The sequence below is a fragment of the Arthrobacter ginsengisoli genome, from assembly GCF_031456935.1.
GTDB lineage: Bacteria > Actinomycetota > Actinomycetes > Actinomycetales > Micrococcaceae > Arthrobacter > Arthrobacter ginsengisoli.
Genome location: NZ_JAVDVQ010000014.1, coordinates 81,049 through 99,867, shown reverse-complemented (window position 1 = coordinate 99,867; position 18,819 = coordinate 81,049). Strand labels below are relative to the sequence as shown.

The following is an 18,819-nucleotide window of genomic DNA, read 5'->3' as shown; positions in this document are numbered from 1 at the left end:
CCTTGCCGCCGGCATCTGGCACAACTGGCGCATCAACGCACCCCGCAAGCGCTCACTCATCGCCTACGACCACTAAAACCAATAGGACTTAATCATCTAGATGCATCGGGTGCCGGCCGCCGCCCGCTCAACTCTGGTTGCCGGCGTCCAGGTTGCTGGCCGGAGCCGTCCACCGTTCCTCAATGTGTCCGAACCGCCAGACCCCCATGGCCAGCACCCAGGTCCCCAGGAACAGCGCGACGACTGTGTACCCCACCGAGTCAAGGTCGATGCCGCCGATGGCGGTCAGCGGTCCGGTGCTGATCCCGGCCCGTTCCACCAGGATGGAGATCAGCTCGATGGAGCCGATGCCGAGCGCCACGGCCACCGACAGCGCCGTGATGACGATGTTGTAATAGATCCGGCGGACGGGCCGGGACACTGCCCAGCCGTAGGCGAAGTTCATGAGGCAACCGTCCAGGGAGTCCAGCAGGCTCATCCCCGCGGCAAAGATCACGGGCAGCGTCATGATCGCGTACCAGGGCAGTGCGGAAGCCGCCGCGCCGCCGGCCAGTATGAGGAGGCTGACCTCGGTGGCGGTGTCGAAGCCCAGCCCGAACAGCAATCCGACGCCGTACACGTGCCACGGACGGGTGACCAGGCGGGTGACGCCTCCGAACACCCGGAACAGCAATCCCGGCGGTGCCGCCTGCCCCGCCAGGTCTTCACCGGAGTTTCCACTCTTCCGCATCAGCAGCACGGATTTGATAATGCCCCGGAGCACCGCCAGGTTCAGGACGCCGATGCACACCAGGAAAACGCCGGAGACTGTTGTGCCCACCAGGCCCAGAAAGGAATGGAGCTCCGATGTCCCGTGGACGGCCGGGTCCGCCAGACTGCGGATTCCGGCGGCCAGCAGGGCACACAGGCCGAACACTATGCTCGAGTGGCCCAGTGAAAACCAGAAGCCCACCGACATGCTGCGCTTGCCATCGGCACGGAGTTTGCGGGTGATGTTGTCGATCGCGGCAATGTGGTCGGCGTCGAAAGCGTGGCGCAGGCCCAGCGTGTAGGCGGCCACACCCAGCCCGATACCAAAGACTCCGGCAGAACCAACGGGGATGGTTTGCGGGTCTGCCACTCCTGCCAAGACGCCCCAGCCCAGGACGTGGAGGAACCCGACGAACATAGCCATTCCACCGACCGATGCCCATTCCCGGCCTGAAAGGGCTCTGTGCGCGCCGTGGAGTCGGCCTCGACGCGTAACCTCCGGTTGCTTCATGGTTCAGCCTCGGGTTCCCCTTGCGGCCCATCTTCCATGCTGGCATGGCCGCTTTAGCGGAAGTATACGCCGGGGTCCGCTCGGGTGGTTGTGTTTTATCCGGCGCGCGCCTATCTTGGCAGGAAGGAGTGCCGCCATGCACGAACTCTCCATTACCCAGAGCCTTGTTGAAGCCGTTCTCGACCGTATTGGCGAGCGGAAAGTCACTGCGGTCAACGTGCAGGTGGGACCGTTGTCCGGTGTCCTTCCTGATGCCATGCGCTTCTGCTTTGATGTGGCCTCCGCGGGCACTGCGCTGGCCGGCGCGCAGCTGATGATCGACGAACCACCGGGCCTGGCCCGGTGCAGAAGTTGCCACGACGAATTCGGGCTGGACGATCTGATCCTGCTGTGTCCCTGCGGAAGTGCCGACGTCGAAGTCCTCAGCGGCCGCGAACTCATGCTCGTGTCGGTGGAGGTGGCTTAACAAGTGTGTACAACATGCGGATGCGGCGACGAGACGAACATCAGGGTTTCCACAGTTGAAGAACCCTCCAGCGCACTGTCGGCCGGGCACCCGCATGAGCATGACCACCCGCACACCCACGACGACGCGCACCCGCACGTTCACCACACGGAAACCATCCCGCTGGAGCAGAGCCTGCTCGCCAAGAACGAGCTGCTCGCGGCGCGGAACCGGGGCTGGCTGGAAGGCCGCGGAATCCGGGCGCTGAACGTGATGAGTTCGCCCGGCGCAGGCAAGACCACCCTGCTGGTCCGCACGCTCGCGGACCTGGGCGAGCGCCTGCGGGCCGGCGTCGTCGAGGGTGACCAGGAGACGTCCCTGGACGCGGACCGCATCCGCGCGGTGGGGCGGCCCGTCGTCCAGATCAACACCGGAGCCGGCTGCCATCTGGACGCCGACATGCTCAGGCGCGGGCTGGATGCCCTGGATCCGGCGGCCGGGTCCACGGTGTTTATCGAAAATGTGGGCAACCTGGTCTGCCCTGCGCTGTTTGACCTGGGCGAGGCAGCCAAAGTCGTAGTCGTTTCCGTGACGGAAGGTGATGACAAACCGCAGAAGTACCCGCACATGTTCCGGGCAGCCGACCTGGTGATCATCAACAAGTCGGATCTGCTCCCCTACGTTGATTTCGACGTCGACGGGTTCCGGCGCAGGGCCCGGCAGATCAATCCGCGCACCGATTTCCTGGTCCTCTCGGCCACCACCGGCGATGGCCTCGCCGGCTGGTATGACTGGCTCGACGGAACCGGTTCCCGGTCATCCACGTTGACCGGATCCTTGACGGAAACACTGAGCCCGTAAGGGCCTCCGAAAGAGGCAACGATGCCTACTGAAACTTCCCTGAAGGCCGAAGAAACCCTTATTCACGTGCTGTGGATCAACGCAGGCCTCAGTTGCGACGGCGATTCCGTGGCCCTGACGGCGGCCACCCAGCCCAGTGTCGAGGAGATCGCCCTTGGCGCCCTGCCCGGCCTGCCGCGCATTGCCATGCATTGGCCTCTGATCGACTTCGAGTGCGGCCCGCAGGAAGGGGCCGACGACTTCCTGGAATGGTTCCGCAAGGCGGACCGCGGCGAACTGGAACCGTTCGTCCTGGTGGTGGAGGGCTCCATCCCCAACGAGAAGCTCCACGGCCCGGGGGGCTACTGGTGCGGCTTCGGGAACGACCTCGAGACCGGCCAGCCGATCACCACGAGCGAATGGCTGGACCGTCTGGCCCCCAAGGCCACCGCCATCATCGCGGCCGGGACCTGCGCTACCTACGGCGGCATTCACGCGATGGCGGGCAACCCCACCGGGGCCATGGGCGTGCCGGACTACCTCGGCTACGACTGGAAGTCCAAGGCCGGAATCCCCATCGTTTGTGTCCCGGGGTGCCCCATTCAGCCGGACAACCTCTCCGAAACGATGACCTACCTGCTCTATCAGGCCACCGGCCAGGCGCCGATGATTCCGCTGGACGACGCGCTGCGGCCCACCTGGCTTTTCGGCAAGACCGTCCACGAGGGGTGTGACCGGGCCGGATACTACGAACAGGGTGACTTCGCCACGGAGTACGGCTCCCCCAAATGCATCGTCAAACTCGGATGCTGGGGCCCGGTGGTCAAGTGCAACGTGCCCAAGCGCGGCTGGATGAACGGCGTCGGCGGCTGCCCGAACGTCGGCGGCATCTGCATCGGCTGCACCATGCCAGGGTTCCCGGACAAATTCATGCCTTTCATGGACGAGCCCCCCGGCGGCAAACTCTCCACCAGTACCATCCGCCCGTACGGCTCGGCCATCAGGGCGTTGCGTGGAATCACCACCCACACCCTGGACCAGGAGCCCAAGTGGCGCCGGCCCGGTACCGAGCTCCTTACCGGTGCCCGTCGCACCTGGTAGCACCCATTTCCAGACAGGTGAAGCACATGACCTCAACGATTCCAATGCCTTCCGGAAGCGGAACGGGTGACAACAATCTGGTGGAGATGGCGTGGGACCCCATTACCAGGATCGTCGGCAGCCTCGGCATCTACACCAAGATCGACTTTGCGAACAACCAGGTGGTGGAGTGCAAGAGCACCTCCTCGATCTTCCGCGGATACTCCATCTTCATGAAGGGCAAGGACCCGCGGGACGCGCACTTCATCACCAGCCGGATCTGCGGGATCTGCGGCGACAACCACGCCACGTGTTCCTGCTATGCCCAGAACATGGCCTACGGCGTGAAGCCGCCAAACCTGGGCGAATGGATCGTGAACCTGGGCGAAGCCGCCGAGTACATGTTCGACCACAACATTTTCCAGGAAAACCTTGTCGGCGTGGACTACTGCGAAAAGATGGTCTCGGAAACCAACCCCGGCGTGCTGGCCAAGGCGGAGAACACGCGCGCCCCGCACGAGGGCGAGCACGGTTACCGGACCATCGCCGACATCATGCGCTCGCTCAACCCGTTCACCGGGGAGTTCTACCGGGAGGCGCTGCAGGTCAGCCGGGCAACCCGCGAAATGTTCTGCCTCATGGAGGGCCGCCACGTGCACCCGTCCACGCTCTACCCGGGCGGGGTCGGAACGGTTGCCACCATCCAGCTGATGACGGACTACATCACCCGCCTCATGCGCTATGTGGAGTTCATGAAGAAGGTCGTCCCCATGCATGACGACCTGTTCGACTTCTTCTACGAGGCGCTTCCGGGCTACGAACAGGTGGGGCTACGGCGCACCCTGCTGGGCTGCTGGGGCTCGCTCCAGGATCCCGACTACTGCAACTTCGAGTACAAGGACATGACCGAGTGGGGCCGGAAGATGTTCGTCACTCCCGGCGTCGTGGTGGACGGCAAACTCGTCACGACCGACCTGGTGCGGATCAATTTGGGCATCCGGATCATGCTCGGTTCCTCCTACTACGAGGACTGGGAAGACCAGGAGATGTTCGTGACCCACGATCCGCTGGGCAATCCCGTAGACCGCCGGCACCCTTGGAACCAGCACACCAATCCGCGGCCGCAAAAGCGGGACCTCGCGGAGAAATACAGCTGGGTGATGTCGCCGCGCTGGTTTGACGGCCAGGACAACCTGGCGTTGGACACCGGCGGCGGTCCGCTGGCGCGCCTCTGGGCGACGGCGCTCGCCGGGCTCGTGGACATCGGCTACATCAAGGCCACCGGCCGAAGCGTCCAGATCAACCTGCCTAAGACCGCGCTGAAAGGTCCTGTTTCCTTCGAGTGGAACATCCCGCAGTGGAGCAACACCCTGGAACGCAACCGGGCCCGCACGTACTTCCAGGCCTACGCCGCGGCCGCCGCGCTGCACTTCGCCGAAAAGGCGCTGGAGGAGATCCGCGCCGGGCGCACCAAGACCTGGGAGAGCTTCGAGGTCCCGGATGAAGCCATCAGCTGCGGCTTCACCGAGGCCGTGCGCGGCGTCCTGTCCCACCACATGGTGATCCGCGACGGAAAGATCGCCAATTACCATCCGTATCCGCCGACCCCCTGGAACGCCAGCCCCACGGACTCCTCAGGAACCGCCGGCCCCTACGAGGACGCCGTCCAGGGGCAGCCGATTTTCGAAGAGAACGACCGCGAGCACTTCAAAGGCATCGACATCATGCGCACGGTCCGCAGCTTCGACCCCTGCCTGCCCTGCGGGGTCCACATGTACCTGGGCAACGGCCAGACCCTGGAGAAGCTGCACTCCCCCACCCAGACCCTGACCGGCGAATAACCGCCATGCCTGGCGAGGACCGGCCGCGGCAGGCCGGCGACCGGATCGAAAGTCTCCTCGACGCCCTCGGAGCCGGCGGGGCGGTGGCCCGCGGGCGCGCCGAGGAACTGGTCCGCCAGGTGACGGACCTCTACGGATCGGGGCTGGCCCGGATCCTGGAAATCCTGGACGACCGCGGACAGCTCGACGGCGGCACGCTGGACGCGCTGACCGCCGACGAACTGGTGTCCAGCCTGCTGGTGATCCACGGGCTGCATCCCCAGGACGTGGAAACACGCGTGGCTGCCGCGCTGGACAGCGTCCGGCCCTACCTCGGCTCACATGGCGGCAACGTCGAACTGCTCGACATCAGCCCGGCGGGCACGGTGCGGCTGAGGCTGCTCGGCACCTGCCAGGGCTGCCCGTCGTCGTCGGTCACGCTCAAATTTGCCGTCGAGGAGGCGATCGAGTCGGCGGCGCCGGAGGTCACGGCCATCGAGGTGGTCGAGGAGGAATCCCGTCCGGCCGTCCCGGCCCTGATCCCGGTGGACGCGCTGCTGGTCCGGCTGAACCACCCCGACGATGGCGCGGCAGGCCACGGACCGGGCGATGCCGGCAGCTGGCAGGAGCACGCCGCGGGATCCTGGGAGCCCGTGCCGGAGATTGCCGGGCTGGAGCCCGGCAACGTTGCCGGTTTCCTGGTGGGCGGGTATCCGGTGCTGGCCTGCCGGACCGGGCAGGACGTCTATGCCTACCGCGACTACTGCCCGCGGTGCACGGCGTCGATGGCCGGTGCCACCCTCCAGCGTGCCCTCGCCGCCCCCGCCGGCGGCGGGCTGCTGCGCTGCCCCTCCTGCCGCGCCCATTTCGACGTACGGCAGGCCGGGAGCTGCCTGGAGGACCGGAACCTGCACCTCGACCCCCTGCCGCTCCTGGTCCGGTCCGGCGTGATGTCCGTGGCGGTGCCGGTGGTTTCCGGCCAGGACGCCTGAATTGAACGCAGGACGCAGCACCGAAACCGGCCCGGCCCGCGGCCCCGGCGGGCTGCCGGTCGCCCTGCTGCGCAGGATCGCGTCCAGCCCGCCCGCGCCGCCCGCCGGCGAGCGCTGCGAGATGTGCGGGGAACCCATTCCGGAGGAACACCAGCACGTCGTCGACCTGGACAGCCACGCCATGATGTGCACGTGCCGGCCGTGCTACCTCCTGTTCACCGACGCCACCGCCCATCTGCGCTACCGTTCGGTGCCGGACCGGTATCTGTTCTTTCCCGATTTCGCGTTGGGCCCCGGCCAATGGGACGAGCTGGAAATTCCCGTGGGACTGGCGTTCTTCTTCCACAGTTCCAGACTGGACCGGACCGTTGCCTTCTATCCGGGTCCCGCCGGCGCCACCGAATCCGAGCTTCCGCTGGGTGCCTGGGGCGCGGTGCTGGCACAAAACCCGGCACTTGCCGTGGCGGCGCCGGACACGGAGGCGCTGCTGATCCGAGGCCCCGGACCGGATCGTTCCCGCGCCGATTGCCATCTCGTCCCCGTGGACACGTGCTATGAACTCGTGGGTCAGCTTCGCCGCCGCTGGCGCGGGTTCGACGGCGGGCAGGAGGCCCGCGAGCAACTCGCCGCCTTTTTCGCCCGGCTGGACAGCCGCAGCCGGCCGGCGCCGGAGGATACGAGCGAGCCCCTGCCGGGAGGATCCCCATGACCGAACTGGCGTTCGCCGTCGTCGACATCCAGCCGGAACCCTACGCCGCGGCCCCGCAGCTGACCGCCCGGCTCCGGCTGACCGAGTCCACCGGCGCCACCATCCACGCCATCGCGTTGCGCTGCCAGGTGCGGATCCTGCCGCAGCGCCGGGGCTATGCGGACGAGGAGGAACGCGGGCTCCTGGACCTCTTCGGCGGGCGCGGCCGCTGGCCCACCACGCTGAAATCATTCCTCTGGCTGCAGTGCAGCACCATGGTGCAGGGCTTCACGGGCAGCACCGAAGCGGACCTGCCGCTGCCCTGCACGTTTGACTTCGACGTCGCGGCGTCCAAGTACCTGCACGCCCTCAGGGACGGCGACATCCCGCTGGAGCTGCTGTTCTCCGGCACCGTCTTCACCAAGGGCCAGGCGGGATTCGGGGTGGAGCAGGTCCCGTGGGACCTCGAAGCCTCCTACCGGCTCCCGGTGTCGGCCTGGCACGGGCTGATGGACCAGTATTTCCCCAATGCGGGCTGGATCCGGCTGGACCGGGATGCACTGGCCGCCCTGTCCCGGTACAGGGCGTCGCGCGGCCTGACGTCCTGGGAGGCCACGGTGGAGTCCCTGCTGGCTGCTGCGGCGACGGGTGTGGGCGGTGAGCGGCTCCCATGACCCTGAACATGAGCCTGAGCCTGGCCAGGGCGGTCGCGGACGCTGTCCTCTACGAGGGCTACCTGCTGTACCCCTACCGCGCCTCCTCACAGAAAAACCAGGCCCGCTGGCAGTTTGGCATCCTCGGGCCGCCCGGGGCCGCGGCGGCCGGCGCCGGGGAAGAACCGGGAATGTTCGCCGACTGCCTGCTGAGCCCCGGACCGCACGCGGAAGTGGAAGTCCACCTGCGCTTTTTGCAGCTGCAGACCCGTACCGCAGAAAAAGCAGACGACGCCGGCGGCTTCAGCCCGGTGCCGGAATTCGCCCTCGGCACCTCCCGCTGGCTGAGCTGGGACGAGGCAATTGAACAGGAAATCACCCTGGGGCCTTTTCCGGTGGCGCAACTGGCCGCCCGGGAAGCGCTGCTGCTGCCGGTGGATGTCCCGGCGGGCGAAGAGATCGAGGAACTCAGCGACAGCACCGGCTGGACGGCCGGGAGGCTGGTGCGCCGCCGCCACGCCCTCCGCGGGGAAATCAGGCTGGACTGCACCGGTCTCCCGAGCGGACTTCAGCGGTTGCGGGTCTCCGTGGCCAACACCGCGGAGCCCTTGGCGGAGCCGGGAAACCGGCAGGACACGATCGCCGCCTCCTTCATCGGCGCGCACCTGCTCCTGAACCTGCACGACGCCGATTTCCTCTCCCTGCTGGACCCGCCCGGCTGGGCGCAGGACGCCGCCGCGGACTGCGAGCAGCACCGGTGCTGGCCCGTCCTCGCCGGTCCCGAAGGGCAGACGGACGTGCTGCTGGTCTCGCCGATCATTCTCTACGACCACCCCGCAGTGGCCCCGGAAAGCCCGGTGGCGCTCTATGACTCCACCGAGATTGACGAGATCCTCACCCTGCGTGTGCTGACCCTGACCGAGGAGGAAAAGTCCGAGGCCCGCGCCACGGATCCCCGCGCGGCGGCGATTATCGACCACTGCGAGTCTTTGTCGCCGGAGGAGCTCCAGCAGCTGCACGGGATCCTGCGCAATCCCCGCGCCACGGACTTCCCGGAACCTCGCGGAAGCCTTTCCGGCGCCGGAGGGGAACCACCCGCCTGGTGGACGCCGGAATCCGAAGCCCTGGTCCAGCCGCACCTGGACGCCGTCCTCATCAACGGCGTGCCGGTGGCCCGTGGCAGCCGGGTCAGGGTGAATCCAAGCCGGCGCGCCGACGCACAGGATCTCTTTTTCGCCGGGCAGACCGGGCGGGTCACCAGTGTGCACTTCGACGTCGATGGCAGCACCCACGTGGGCCTGGTGCTCGAAAAGGACCCGGCCGCGGACCTTCATGAAGGCTACGGCCGGTCCTTCTACTACGCACCCGAAGAACTTGAACCGCTCGAGGATGGAGAGGGAAACCCACAATGAAATCAGTAGGAATGGCCACCGTCGGCCTGCTCGCGGCCCTGGCGTTGGCGGCCGCGTACGTCGGGATCCGGTCGGTCCCCGATATCCAGCGCTACCTGAAGATGCGGCAGATGTGACGTCATCACTCCAGCCCGGTATTCCCGCCACCGGGACCGCGGACCACGGACCACGCGTCCTCGTCGCAGGAGTGGGGAACATGTTCCTGCGCGACGACGGTTTCGGTCCGGAGGTCGCCCGCAGGCTGGCAGCCGAGACAGGGCCGGCGGCACCCGGAGTGCTGGCCGTGGACTACGGCATCCGCGGCATGCATCTGGCCTACGACCTGCTGGCCGGCGTGGACGTCCTGGTGCTCGTGGACACCGTCCCGCCGGTGCCGAACGCGGCCGCTGACACCGGCACAGTCGCAGCGCCGGGCAGTATCCGGGTGCTGCGGGTACGGCCCGAAGACCTCGACGGCGCCGCGTCCCTGGACCCGCACGGCATGGATCCGGCCGCCGTCCTGGGCCGGCTCCGCTCGCTCGGCGGGGAACTGCCCCTGACCTACGTCGTAGGCTGCGTCCCCGCGGACCTCACCGAAGGAATCGGCCTCACCGGCCCGGTGGCGGCGGCCATACCGCGGGCCCTGTCCGCCGTCGAAGAACTGATCGCGCAACACAAGCCTGTCTAGAACCACACCCGGACCCGAGCCAAGTCCGGCCGCAGAGCAAGGAGAGCCCGCCATGTGCCTTGGAATCCCCGGCCAGGTCGTCGAACTTCTCGAGGGCTACGGCAACCAGCTGGCCCTCGTGGACGTTGCCGGCGTGCGCCGGAAAATCAACATCGGCCTGCTGGACGAGGGGCCGCTGGAGCCGGGAACATGGGTCCTCATCCACATGGGGTTCGCCTTGGAGCGAGTGGATTCCGAGGGTGCGGAACAGGCCATGGGCGGGCTGGAGCTGATGGGCCGGGCCAGGGACGCCGAAGGCGACGCCGGCTAGCCGGCCGCCCGGGAACCCGGGAACCCGGCCGGCGCCTAGTGTTCCAGCGCGATCGCGGCGCCGCGGTGTTCGACGCCGTTGTTGGCGATCCGCAGGTGCCGCGCCGTAAAGTGCTTCAGCCGCTGCAGCTGTAGCGGGGACAGCCGGTCACAGACCCAGTCCCAGTGGAGCGAAACCACGTCCCCGACGGCCAGTCCGGCCACGAACCCGGTGCCGTTCACCGCGTATTTCGCCGACTCCACCACGGCCGCCCCCACCGCCAGCGATGTTCCGTCCCACACCAGGGGCCGGGACCGGACCACGGCGTCGTCGCCGGAGATGGCCAGCACTTCGCCCCAACGGATCCGGCACCGGTCGAGCACGCTGAGGGCTGTGGCATGGCGGCGGTCGTCGTGGAGCAGGCCCAGCCAGGGGTAGATCTCGAAGACGTGGAAACTGTGGTGCGGAACTCCGCCGGCCAGGACGCCTTCCGCCAGGTGCGGGAACTGCCGTCCGGTGCGGGCCCTGAACCGGTCCTCCATGGAATTGCCGATGTTGGTTATGCCAACCGAGTCCAGGAGGCCGTTCCCCACCCAGTAGGCCTCCACGACGCGGAAATCGAGCGGATCGCGGATGCCGGTGGAGGCCGCGATCAACTCCAGGTACGGCCAGGCGCCAGCGAAGCCTTTGGCCAGTTCGCGGAGCCCCTGGTCGGTCACGCCGGACTGGCCGTAGTGCAGCAACGCATCACTGTCCGGCGGTCCGCAGCTGCCCCGCGAATTGGGCGGGTAGGCATAGCGGACAAACAATTGGGCACCGTCAACAACCATGAGCTGGCCACCTTCTGCACAAGGTCCTCCGAACGTAGCACCGGGCCTTGGCCCCGGCAAGGGACCCTGACCGCACTGCCCGTTGACAGCCTCTGCCTTCGAGCGGATCCTGTGAAGAATCTACGCATAGGGGGTCCGGCCATGCGAGTCGACGATCTAAACCGCCGCACGGTGCTTCAGGCATTGGTCGCGGGCGGATCCGCAGCCCTCCTCACCGGGTGCGGAGCATCCGTCCCTCCCCCAACGTCCCCCACGGGCAGTGACACCGGGACCGCCGCGCCCGAACGCATCAGCATCACGGACCAGCGGGGCAAGACCGTCACGTTTCCCCAGCCGGTCACGAGTGTGGTGACCATCCCGATGCCCGCGGCGTCGCTGCTGGTCGCCGTCGACGGCAGCGCCGACCATCTGGGCGCGATGCACAACGCATCCTGGGTCGCGATGCGTGACGGCATCATGGGCAGCATGTTTCCGCAGGCGCTGGACCTGCCCCACGACATCGCGACGCAGGATTTCACCCCCAATGTCGAGAGCGTGCGTGCGCTGAACCCCGACGTCGTGATCCAGTGGTCGGACGCGCAACTGATCGAGCCGCTCGAGAACGCCGGGCTGACGGTGATCGGCCTGACAAACACGGGCCGGCAGGAGGACGTGGACGCCTGGGTGACGATGTTCGCCGCCATGCTGGGCAAACCTGAGCGGGCCACCCAGATCAAGGCCCGCAGCGACCAGGAGCTTGACGAGATCAAAACACTGGCGGCGGGCCGGGGCTCCGCGGGTCCCAGCATTCTCTACTTCAACCGGTTCACCGGCGGGCTCAAAGCTGCGGCGGCCAATACCTACAACGACTTCTATATCAAGCTTGTCGGCGGCAGCAACCCCGCCACCGGCCAGGACCCGCTGCCCGGGGCCGGCATGGTGGGCCTGGACGTGGAGCAGGTCCTCAGGTGGGACCCCGAGGTCATCCTGCTGGGCAACTTCGACGCGGCCATGCCCCAGGACATCTACTCGGATCCGGTCTGGCAGGACATCTCCGCCGTGCGCACGCGGCGCGTCTACAAGGTGCCGCTCGGAGGCTACCGCTGGGATCCCCCGGGCCAGGAGTCTCCCCTCATGTGGCACTGGCTCTCCGATATCGCGTTCCCCCAGGCCCGCTCCGGGCTGCGCGGCAAAGTCACCGAATACTTCCGGTTCCTCTACAACCACGAACCCACGCCGGAAGAGTTGGACAAGATCCTCTGGACCGCGGGGAACAGCGGCTCCGCCGACTACCAACAATTCAATGCTGGATGAAGCCAGCTCAGCGAAACTGAACCGCCGTCCGCAGGCTCCCCGGGCAGCCGGCCAGCACGGCAGCCCGGAGCGCGGACGCGGCCCGGCGGTCCTCGGACCCGTTGTCATCGCCGCCATGATGCTGGCCGCTGTCTGTCTCGTGGCGCTCGCCGTGGGCCGGTTCTACGTGCCGCTCGGGCACGTTGTCCAGATCCTCGCCGCCCCGCTTGTGCCTCTTCCGGTCGAGGCCAGCCAAACCGAACAGAATGTGGTCCTGCTGGTGCGGATGCCGCGGATCCTGCTTGCCCTGCTGGTGGGCGGCGGCCTGGCGATTGGCGGCGCCGCACTCCAGGCCATCTTCCGCAACCCGCTGGTCAGTCCCGAGATCATCGGCGTATCCGCCGGTGCATCCTTCGGCGGCGCCCTGGCCCTGCTGCTCGGGCTGGGCACCTTCCTGCTGGTGGCCAGTTCCTTTGCTTTTGGCCTGGTGGCCCTGGGGCTGCTCTTCCTGATCACCTCGGGCCGCGGTGGAACGCCGATGCTCATGATCGTTCTCGGCGGGGTGGTTACCGGTTCGTTTTTCTCGGCCCTGGTGGCTTTGGTGACGTACATCGCGGATCCGAACACGACTTTGCCGGCCATCGTCTTCTGGCTGCTTGGGAGTGTGGCAACGGCGACCTACGCGAAAGTCGCCGTGGCGCTTATCCCCGTGCTGGGGGGCGCCGTCGTGCTTCTGCTGCTGCGCTGGCGGCTCAACGTGCTGTCCCTTGGCGACGAGGACGCGGCGGCGCTGGGCCTGAAACCGCGGCCACTTCGCTGGGCGGTGCTGCTGGCGGTGGCACTCATTGTTGCCGGCGCGGTGGCAGTCAGCGGCGCGGTCAGCTGGGTGGGCCTGGTGGTGCCGCACCTGGCCCGGATGTGGGTCGGCCCGGACCACCGTGTGCTCCTGCCCGTGTCCTTCCTCCTTGGCGGCGCCTACATTGTGCTGGTGGACACCATAGCCCGCACTTTGACCGCGGGAGAGATCCCGCTGGGGGTCCTGACAGCCCTCATTGGCGCTCCCGTTTTCTTCGTGCTGCTCCGCCGGAACCGGGAAAGGATCTGGGAAAGTGCTTGAGCTGGACGGCGTGGGCTTCGGCTACTCCCGGCAGGCGTGGGTGTTCCGGGATGTCACATTCCGGGTGCTTCCCGGCACAGCCACGGCGGTGCTCGGCCCCAACGGCAGCGGCAAGACCACGCTGGTCCGGTGCGCTGCCGGTCTGCTGGAACCCGCGGAAGGAACGGTGCGGCGGGCGGACGGCGCGGGGTACGTGCCGCAGGCCCATGGCAGCGCGTTCGGTTACAGCGCCCTGGACATGGTCCTGATGGGGAGGGCGCGGCAGGTGGGGATCTTCCGGACGCCGGGCGCCGCGGACCGGGCCGCGGCGTTGGACGCGATGGAGAAAGTGGGCGTCGAAGGGCTGCGGAACCGCCGTTTCCCGACCCTGAGCGGCGGCGAGCAACAACTGGTCCTGATCGCCCGGGCCATCGCCACCGGCTGCCCGATGCTGGTGCTGGACGAGCCCGCCACGGGCCTGGACCTGAAGAACCAGGTGCGGGTCCTGTCACTGCTGCGCGGACTGATGGCCGACGGCATGGCAATGCTGCTGAGCACGCACCATCCGGACCACGCCCTGTCCCTGGCCGACAGCGCGGTCCTGCTGGGCCGCGGCGGCGCAAAGACCGGGCCCGCTGAGGAGCTGCTCACGGACGCGGCACTCACGGCCCTCTACGGTGTGCCCGTCAGGACACTGCCGTATTCCGACGGCGGCACAACCCGCCGTACCGTCGTAGTGCCGTTCGGAGAGGTCCTCCCCGGGGCCTCCTAGCTGGAGTTGCGGGTGCCCAGCAATGTCTTCCGTCCGGCCGGGGTGATAGCGGCGGGCAGGGATGATAGCGGCGGGTCACTGGGGACGAAAGCGGGAATCGTCAGCCTCCCATTCAGCTCGGGTGACCGCGTACTCGACGTCGCCGTGCTCATTGCCCGGAACCCACACCGGCCAGTCGGCGACGAAGGCCCCGTTCCGGCTGATCTTGTGGATCCTCGGGGCCTGGCCGGAAGTGGAACCAGCCGAGGAAGTCCCCGGTCGTCCGCTCGAGCGCGGCCCAGAACCCGTAGCCGGGAAAGCGCTGGTAGTAGGCGAGGAATGCCGGGAGGAAGTCGTCTTCTATCTCGCCCCGGGAGGTCGGAATACCGCCGGTGATGTACCGCATCACGCGCGGATCGCTGTCCAGCTCCACGAGCCCGGCGTCGTCGGGGGTGAACTGCCGGAGCAGAAGGCGTTCCGTCTCCAGGAAAGTGGGCATGCAGACAGTCTTGCACCGGGAAAGATCCGTCACGTTGGTCGGGGGCAGTCGGATTAGCCGGTGTTGCGCAGGCCCGCCGCCACGCCGTTGACCGTGATGAGCATGGCACGTTGGAGGCGTTCGTCGATTTCGGCGTTGGGCATGCTCTCCCCCGCGGCGGACTCGGCTCGGATGCGGCGCAGCAGTTCCACCTGGAGGTAGCTGATCGGGTCGAGATACTGGTCGCGGATCTCCAGGGAGCGCTTCAGGGTGGGCTGCGCGTCGAGCAGCAGCACCTCGCCGGTCAGGTTCTGGATCTCGGTGACAGTAAGTTCGTATTCAGCCCTGATGGCACGGAACAGGTGGTGCAGCTCCTCCGGGACCAAGGTGGAGACGTAGTATCCGGCGATGTCCATATCCGTCTTGGCCAGCGTCATTTCCACGTTGGAGAGCACTGAGCGAAAGAAGTGCCAGCCGTCCATCATTTCCACCAGCTGGGCCGAGTGGCCGGCCTCGCGGGCGGCCTTGAGCCCGGATCCCACACCGAACCAGCCCGGCACGATCTGCCGCGACTGCGTCCAGCCGAACACCCACGGGATGGCCCGCAGACCTTCGAGCCCCGCGCCGGAATCGGGCCGTTTGGACGGCCGGGAGCCAATGTTGAGGGACCCGAGCTGTTCCACCGGGGTGGACGCCATGAAGTAGGCCGGCAGGTCCGCGTCATCGATCAGCGTCCGGTACCGGGCGAAAGCTGCGTCGGAAATGGTCTCCATGACGTGGCCGTAGCGTTCGCGCTGGTCCTCGGAGGTGCGCGGGGTGCGGTGCAGCGCGGAGCCCTGCATGACCGCCGCGAGCGACAGTTCGAGGTTCTCGCGGGCGAGTTCGGGCAGCGAGTATTTGTCGGAAATGACCTCACCCTGTTCGGTGAACTTGATTTCGCCTTCCAGCACGCCGTTCGGTTGCGCCATGATGGCGTCGTAGGTCGGCCCGCCGCCGCGTCCCACGGAGCCGCCGCGGCCGTGGAACAGGCGAACGCGGACACCGTGTTTCGCCGCGATGTCCCGGAGTTTGCGCTGGGTTTTGTGGATTTCCCACTGGCTGGTCATCACCCCGGATTCCTTGTTGGAGTCCGAGTAGCCGAGCATGATTTCCTGCACGTCCCCGCGGAGCCGCACCAGCTCGCGGTAGGACGGGTCGGAGAGCAGCTGGTCCACGATTTCGGCCGAGGCCCGCAGTTCCTCCACGGTTTCCAGGAGCGGCGCGAAGCCGATCCTGGCATAGGGGGCCTCGCCGAAGAGGCTGACCAGCCCCGCCTCGCGGGCCAGCACCGCCGCGGCGAGGACATCGTCCGCGCCGCGGGTCATCGAGATGATGTACGTCTCGATGACATCCGGGCCGTACGTGCGCAGGGCCCGCCGGATCTCGCGGAAGACGTCGTAAGTGCCGTCGGCGACGCCGTCGAGCTTGATCGGGTGGCCGGACAGCGGGCGCCGCGAAGCGAGCTCCGAACCGAGCACCTCCAGCCGCTCGGAACGGCTAAGTTCCGCGTACCGGACGCCGGGTCCGCCGAGGCGGTCCATCAGCTGCCCGACGGCGTCGTGGTGGTGGTCGGCGTGTTCGCGGATGTCGAGGGTGGCCAGATGCAGGCCAAAGGAGGCGATGGCGCGGCGGACCCGGGCCAGGGCGCCGTCGGCGGCGAGCGCTGCGTGGTGGTTCCGGAGCGAGCGCTCCAGGAGGCCGAGCTCGGCGAGGAGTTCCGCGGTGGCGGTGTAGTCGCGGCCCGGCTCGTGCGCCGATCCGGCCGAAACGCGCCGGGCGGTGTTCAGCAGCTTGGCCTTGATGCAGGTGAGCTTGAGCCGGTAGGGTTCCTGCGCGTTCAGCTCCAGGACCCGGCGGTCCAGGCCCGGGAGGTTCCCCAGGTCGACGTCGATCGAGTCCAGCAGCTCCTGGTCCGCCCCCGCGAGCGCCGTCGAGTTGGACAGGATGGAGATCAGCCCGTCGATCAGGCCGATGCCGATCCGGACGGCGTGCTGGTTCTGGATCTGCAGGATTTCACGGGTGACGGCAGCGGTGACGTTGGGGTTGCCGTCCCGGTCACCGCCGATCCAGGAGCCGAAGCGGATGGGGGCCCTCTCCGTGGGCAGGGTGACGCCGTGTTCGCCGAGCAGTTCCGAGAGGTCGGAGAGCGTCTCCGGCAGGGCGTCGCCCAGGATGCCCGTGAGGTAGTAGATGGCGTTCCGGGCCTCGTCCACCGGGGTGGGCCGGACCTGGCGGAGTTCGTCCGTCTGCCACATCTGGTCGATGACTTCGGCGAGCTGGCGGTCCTGGCGGCGGCGCGCGGAGGTGCCCTCCGCGGTGCTCTGGGCGAGGATGTCGGAGAGCCGGCGGACCTTGTCCAGCACGGAGCGGCGGGAGGCCTCAGTGGGGTGCGCGGTGAAGACGGGCCGGACGTCGAGTTCGTTGACGACTTCCTGCAGCACCGAGGGCCCGGCCTGGCCGGCGATGTCGTTGACAGCCCTGGCCAGCCAGCCGTCCTTCTCCTGCCGGGTGCGCAGCCCGCGGACGCGGTGCACCTGCTCGGCGGCGTTGGCCAGGTGGAAATAGAACGCGAAGGCGCGGACCAGGTCGGTTGCCTGCTCAAGGGGCAGGGAGCCGAGCAGTTCGCGGACCTGGGCAACGACGTCGTACGAGCTCCACGGCCCGGTGGCGTCCGCACCGCCGCGCGCCGCTTCCTTGGATTCCTTGGTCAGCAGGCGCACCTGCTCCACCAGATCCAGGAGTTCCGGGCCGTGCTGGCGGACCAGGGATTCGCCGAGCAGGGTGGACACGCGGCGTACGTCGGCGCGTAGTTCGGAGGCGAGATCGGTGCCGGAATTCATTGCAGTGTCAGCCATGGAAACCATCTCTCGAGGGAACTTGGCTCGTACACTGCGCTGGATACTGTGAGCCGGGTTACTTTCTTCCTACAGGATGCTACCCGGAGTCCGGGCGGCGGCGGAATCCGTCTCAAATAGTGTCGGGGTCCTTGACGTGATGCTCGGCGCGTGATCTTGCCGGCAAGATGATCCGGCCACTGTAGGGATCGCTGTGATCCGGGCCGTTGCCGGACTGGCTGGATTCATGCCGCTGCTGCCTGAGCTCTTCCCGGGCCGCGGCCGCCTCCTGGCGGGTGGGTGCGCCGGTGGCAGGGTCCATCATGCCCAGCACACTGCCGAGCGTACCGGTGGCACCCTTCGGGCTCCCGCCCCGCCGCAGCGCGGCCATCCCCGCCAGCGTGAACCCGACGATCACCGCCAGGCAGGCGAGAACGGTCCCGAGGATTTCAAGAGCCATGCAGCCAGCCTACGCGCACCGGCACCCGCCCAACCAGACGCGCCCCGACCACACGCCCGAACCCGGCCCGCGGGTTCCATGTGACTCGCAAATGTGGGCCGTTTTGGACGCCCAAAACGGCCACAGCTGCGAGTGAGTTGGGTGACGGTCTACCGGGCGATCTTGAAGTTGAACGCTGGAGTGCCCAACACGCCCCAGATCCGCACCCAGATCGGCAGGACCATTTCGGCGCCGCGGGCGGTGGTGATGTCGCCCAGGTCGATGATGTCCCGGTGCCCGAAGCCCGCGAGCAGCCCGCCCACGACCTCTTTGGCGGCCGCGTCGTTTCCGGAGACGAAAACGGAGTGGTCGCCCCCGGCCACGCTCGCCGGGTCCACCATCACGCTGGCGGTCATCGTGTTGAGGGTCTTGACCACCCGGGCTTCGGGGAAGGCCCGCTGGATCTGCTCCGCGAGGCTGTCGGTGTTCACAGGGTTCAACGACGGCGGAAACCCGTGGGAGAAGTCCAGCGGGTTCGCGACGTCCATGAGCACCTTGCCCGCCAGGTTTTCTGCTCCCGCTGCGGCCAGCGCTTCGAGGGAGCCTGCACCGTTGGTGGCGTTGATGACGATGTCCGCCGCCGCAGCGGCGTCCGCGTAGGTGGCGACCGAGACACCGCTGTGCGCCGCGTGCCACGCCCCGAAGGGTGGTCCGCCCGTGGCACCGGGCTCGGTCCTGGCCAGCGTCGCCTGCGGATCGCGCGTGCCGATCACCACGTCGTGCCCCAGCGCGGACAGGGCCCCTGCGATCGTGGGGCCAACGCTTCCGGTTCCCATTACTGCAATCCTCATGGTGTCCTCGCTTTTTCGCTGAATTACGTTCCGGCGGCCCGTTACAGCACGGCCGGGGTAGACAGATCCGTCTACTACTGGG

The 18,819-nt window shown here is 67.6% G+C and carries 20 protein-coding genes; 14 read left to right on the top strand and 6 right to left on the bottom strand.

Translation table 11 applies throughout. The features are described from left to right. Positions 1-127: 127 nt before the first annotated feature. On the bottom strand, positions 128-1,261 hold the full coding sequence (gene nicT, locus J2X01_RS15605) for a Nickel transporter NicT (protein WP_510183410.1): 1,134 nt from the start codon (positions 1,259-1,261) through the stop codon (positions 128-130). Between the two features lie 136 nt (positions 1,262-1,397). Here nicT and J2X01_RS15600 point away from each other — a divergent pair, with 136 nt between their 5' ends. From J2X01_RS15600 to J2X01_RS15555, 11 genes are read left to right on the top strand one after another with little or no spacing between them, the layout of a single operon-like run. Then, positions 1,398-1,727 (top strand): hydrogenase maturation nickel metallochaperone HypA/HybF, encoded by a 330-nt coding sequence (locus tag J2X01_RS15600; RefSeq protein ID WP_310059328.1) that lies wholly within the window; start codon positions 1,398-1,400, stop codon positions 1,725-1,727. Between the two features lie 3 nt (positions 1,728-1,730). Then, positions 1,731-2,567, top strand: coding sequence for a hydrogenase nickel incorporation protein HypB (hypB, locus tag J2X01_RS15595; RefSeq protein WP_310059325.1), 837 nt, complete (start codon positions 1,731-1,733; stop codon positions 2,565-2,567). A gap of 21 nt (positions 2,568-2,588) precedes the next feature. Further along, positions 2,589-3,647, top strand: a complete 1,059-nt coding sequence (locus J2X01_RS15590) for an NADH-quinone oxidoreductase subunit B family protein (RefSeq protein WP_310059323.1) — start codon at positions 2,589-2,591, stop codon at positions 3,645-3,647. 26 nt (positions 3,648-3,673) lie between these two features. Next, entirely contained in the window at positions 3,674-5,467 is a 1,794-nt protein-coding gene (locus J2X01_RS15585) for a nickel-dependent hydrogenase large subunit (RefSeq protein ID WP_310059321.1), read from the top strand. A gap of 5 nt (positions 5,468-5,472) precedes the next feature. Beyond that, positions 5,473-6,438, top strand: coding sequence for a NifU family protein (locus tag J2X01_RS15580; RefSeq protein ID WP_310059317.1), 966 nt, complete (start codon positions 5,473-5,475; stop codon positions 6,436-6,438). 1 nt (position 6,439) lies between these two features. Next, the gene (locus tag J2X01_RS15575) at positions 6,440-7,147 is read left to right on the top strand and encodes a DUF5947 family protein (protein ID WP_310059313.1); all 708 of its coding nucleotides are present in this window, start codon (positions 6,440-6,442) and stop codon (positions 7,145-7,147) included. Next, on the top strand, positions 7,144-7,800 hold the full coding sequence (locus J2X01_RS15570) for a DUF6084 family protein (RefSeq protein ID WP_310059311.1): 657 nt from the start codon (positions 7,144-7,146) through the stop codon (positions 7,798-7,800). Before J2X01_RS15575 ends, J2X01_RS15570 begins: the two co-directional genes overlap by 4 nt. Further along, positions 7,797-9,191, top strand: a complete 1,395-nt coding sequence (locus tag J2X01_RS15565) for a hypothetical protein (RefSeq protein ID WP_310059308.1) — start codon at positions 7,797-7,799, stop codon at positions 9,189-9,191. The genes J2X01_RS15570 and J2X01_RS15565 overlap by 4 nt, the downstream gene beginning before the upstream one ends. Beyond that, on the top strand, positions 9,188-9,307 hold the full coding sequence (locus J2X01_RS22055) for a DUF6893 family small protein (RefSeq protein ID WP_374724981.1): 120 nt from the start codon (positions 9,188-9,190) through the stop codon (positions 9,305-9,307). The genes J2X01_RS15565 and J2X01_RS22055 overlap by 4 nt, the downstream gene beginning before the upstream one ends. Further along, positions 9,304-9,858: a hydrogenase maturation protease gene (locus tag J2X01_RS15560; protein ID WP_310059304.1), complete on the top strand. Its 555-nt coding sequence runs from the start codon at positions 9,304-9,306 to the stop codon at positions 9,856-9,858. The genes J2X01_RS22055 and J2X01_RS15560 overlap by 4 nt, the downstream gene beginning before the upstream one ends. Before the next feature lie 52 nt (positions 9,859-9,910). After that, positions 9,911-10,168 (top strand): HypC/HybG/HupF family hydrogenase formation chaperone, encoded by a 258-nt coding sequence (locus tag J2X01_RS15555; protein ID WP_310059301.1) that lies wholly within the window; start codon positions 9,911-9,913, stop codon positions 10,166-10,168. Positions 10,169-10,203: 35 nt separating this feature from the next. Here the strand turns inward: J2X01_RS15555 and J2X01_RS15550 are convergent, their stop codons facing one another. Further along, entirely contained in the window at positions 10,204-10,977 is a 774-nt protein-coding gene (locus J2X01_RS15550) for a DUF6390 family protein (protein ID WP_310059298.1), read from the bottom strand. A 141-nt stretch (positions 10,978-11,118) separates the two neighbouring features. On the opposite strand from J2X01_RS15550, the gene J2X01_RS15545 reads away from it, so the two are divergent. From J2X01_RS15545 to J2X01_RS15535, 3 genes are read left to right on the top strand one after another with little or no spacing between them, the layout of a single operon-like run. Then, positions 11,119-12,270, top strand: a complete 1,152-nt coding sequence (locus tag J2X01_RS15545) for an ABC transporter substrate-binding protein (protein ID WP_310059295.1) — start codon at positions 11,119-11,121, stop codon at positions 12,268-12,270. After that, complete coding sequence (locus J2X01_RS15540) at positions 12,260-13,366, top strand: FecCD family ABC transporter permease (RefSeq protein ID WP_310059292.1); 1,107 nt, start codon at positions 12,260-12,262, stop codon at positions 13,364-13,366. The genes J2X01_RS15545 and J2X01_RS15540 overlap by 11 nt, the downstream gene beginning before the upstream one ends. Beyond that, the gene (locus J2X01_RS15535; RefSeq protein WP_310059289.1) at positions 13,359-14,117 is read left to right on the top strand and encodes an ABC transporter ATP-binding protein; all 759 of its coding nucleotides are present in this window, start codon (positions 13,359-13,361) and stop codon (positions 14,115-14,117) included. Before J2X01_RS15540 ends, J2X01_RS15535 begins: the two co-directional genes overlap by 8 nt. Before the next feature lie 148 nt (positions 14,118-14,265). Here J2X01_RS15535 and J2X01_RS15530 read toward each other — a convergent pair whose 3' ends face one another. The 4 genes from J2X01_RS15530 to J2X01_RS15515 all read right to left on the bottom strand — a co-directional run bounded on the left by J2X01_RS15530 (position 14,266) and on the right by J2X01_RS15515 (position 18,737). Beyond that, on the bottom strand, positions 14,266-14,595 hold the full coding sequence (locus tag J2X01_RS15530) for a GNAT family N-acetyltransferase (RefSeq protein WP_310059287.1): 330 nt from the start codon (positions 14,593-14,595) through the stop codon (positions 14,266-14,268). Positions 14,596-14,648: 53 nt separating this feature from the next. Then, complete coding sequence (gene ppc, locus J2X01_RS15525) at positions 14,649-17,468, bottom strand: phosphoenolpyruvate carboxylase (protein ID WP_310059284.1); 2,820 nt, start codon at positions 17,466-17,468, stop codon at positions 14,649-14,651. 112 nt (positions 17,469-17,580) lie between these two features. Continuing rightward, complete coding sequence (locus J2X01_RS15520) at positions 17,581-17,907, bottom strand: hypothetical protein (protein ID WP_310059281.1); 327 nt, start codon at positions 17,905-17,907, stop codon at positions 17,581-17,583. A 149-nt stretch (positions 17,908-18,056) separates the two neighbouring features. Beyond that, positions 18,057-18,737, bottom strand: a complete 681-nt coding sequence (locus J2X01_RS15515; RefSeq protein WP_310059278.1) for an NADPH-dependent F420 reductase — start codon at positions 18,735-18,737, stop codon at positions 18,057-18,059. Positions 18,738-18,819: the final 82 nt, after the last annotated feature.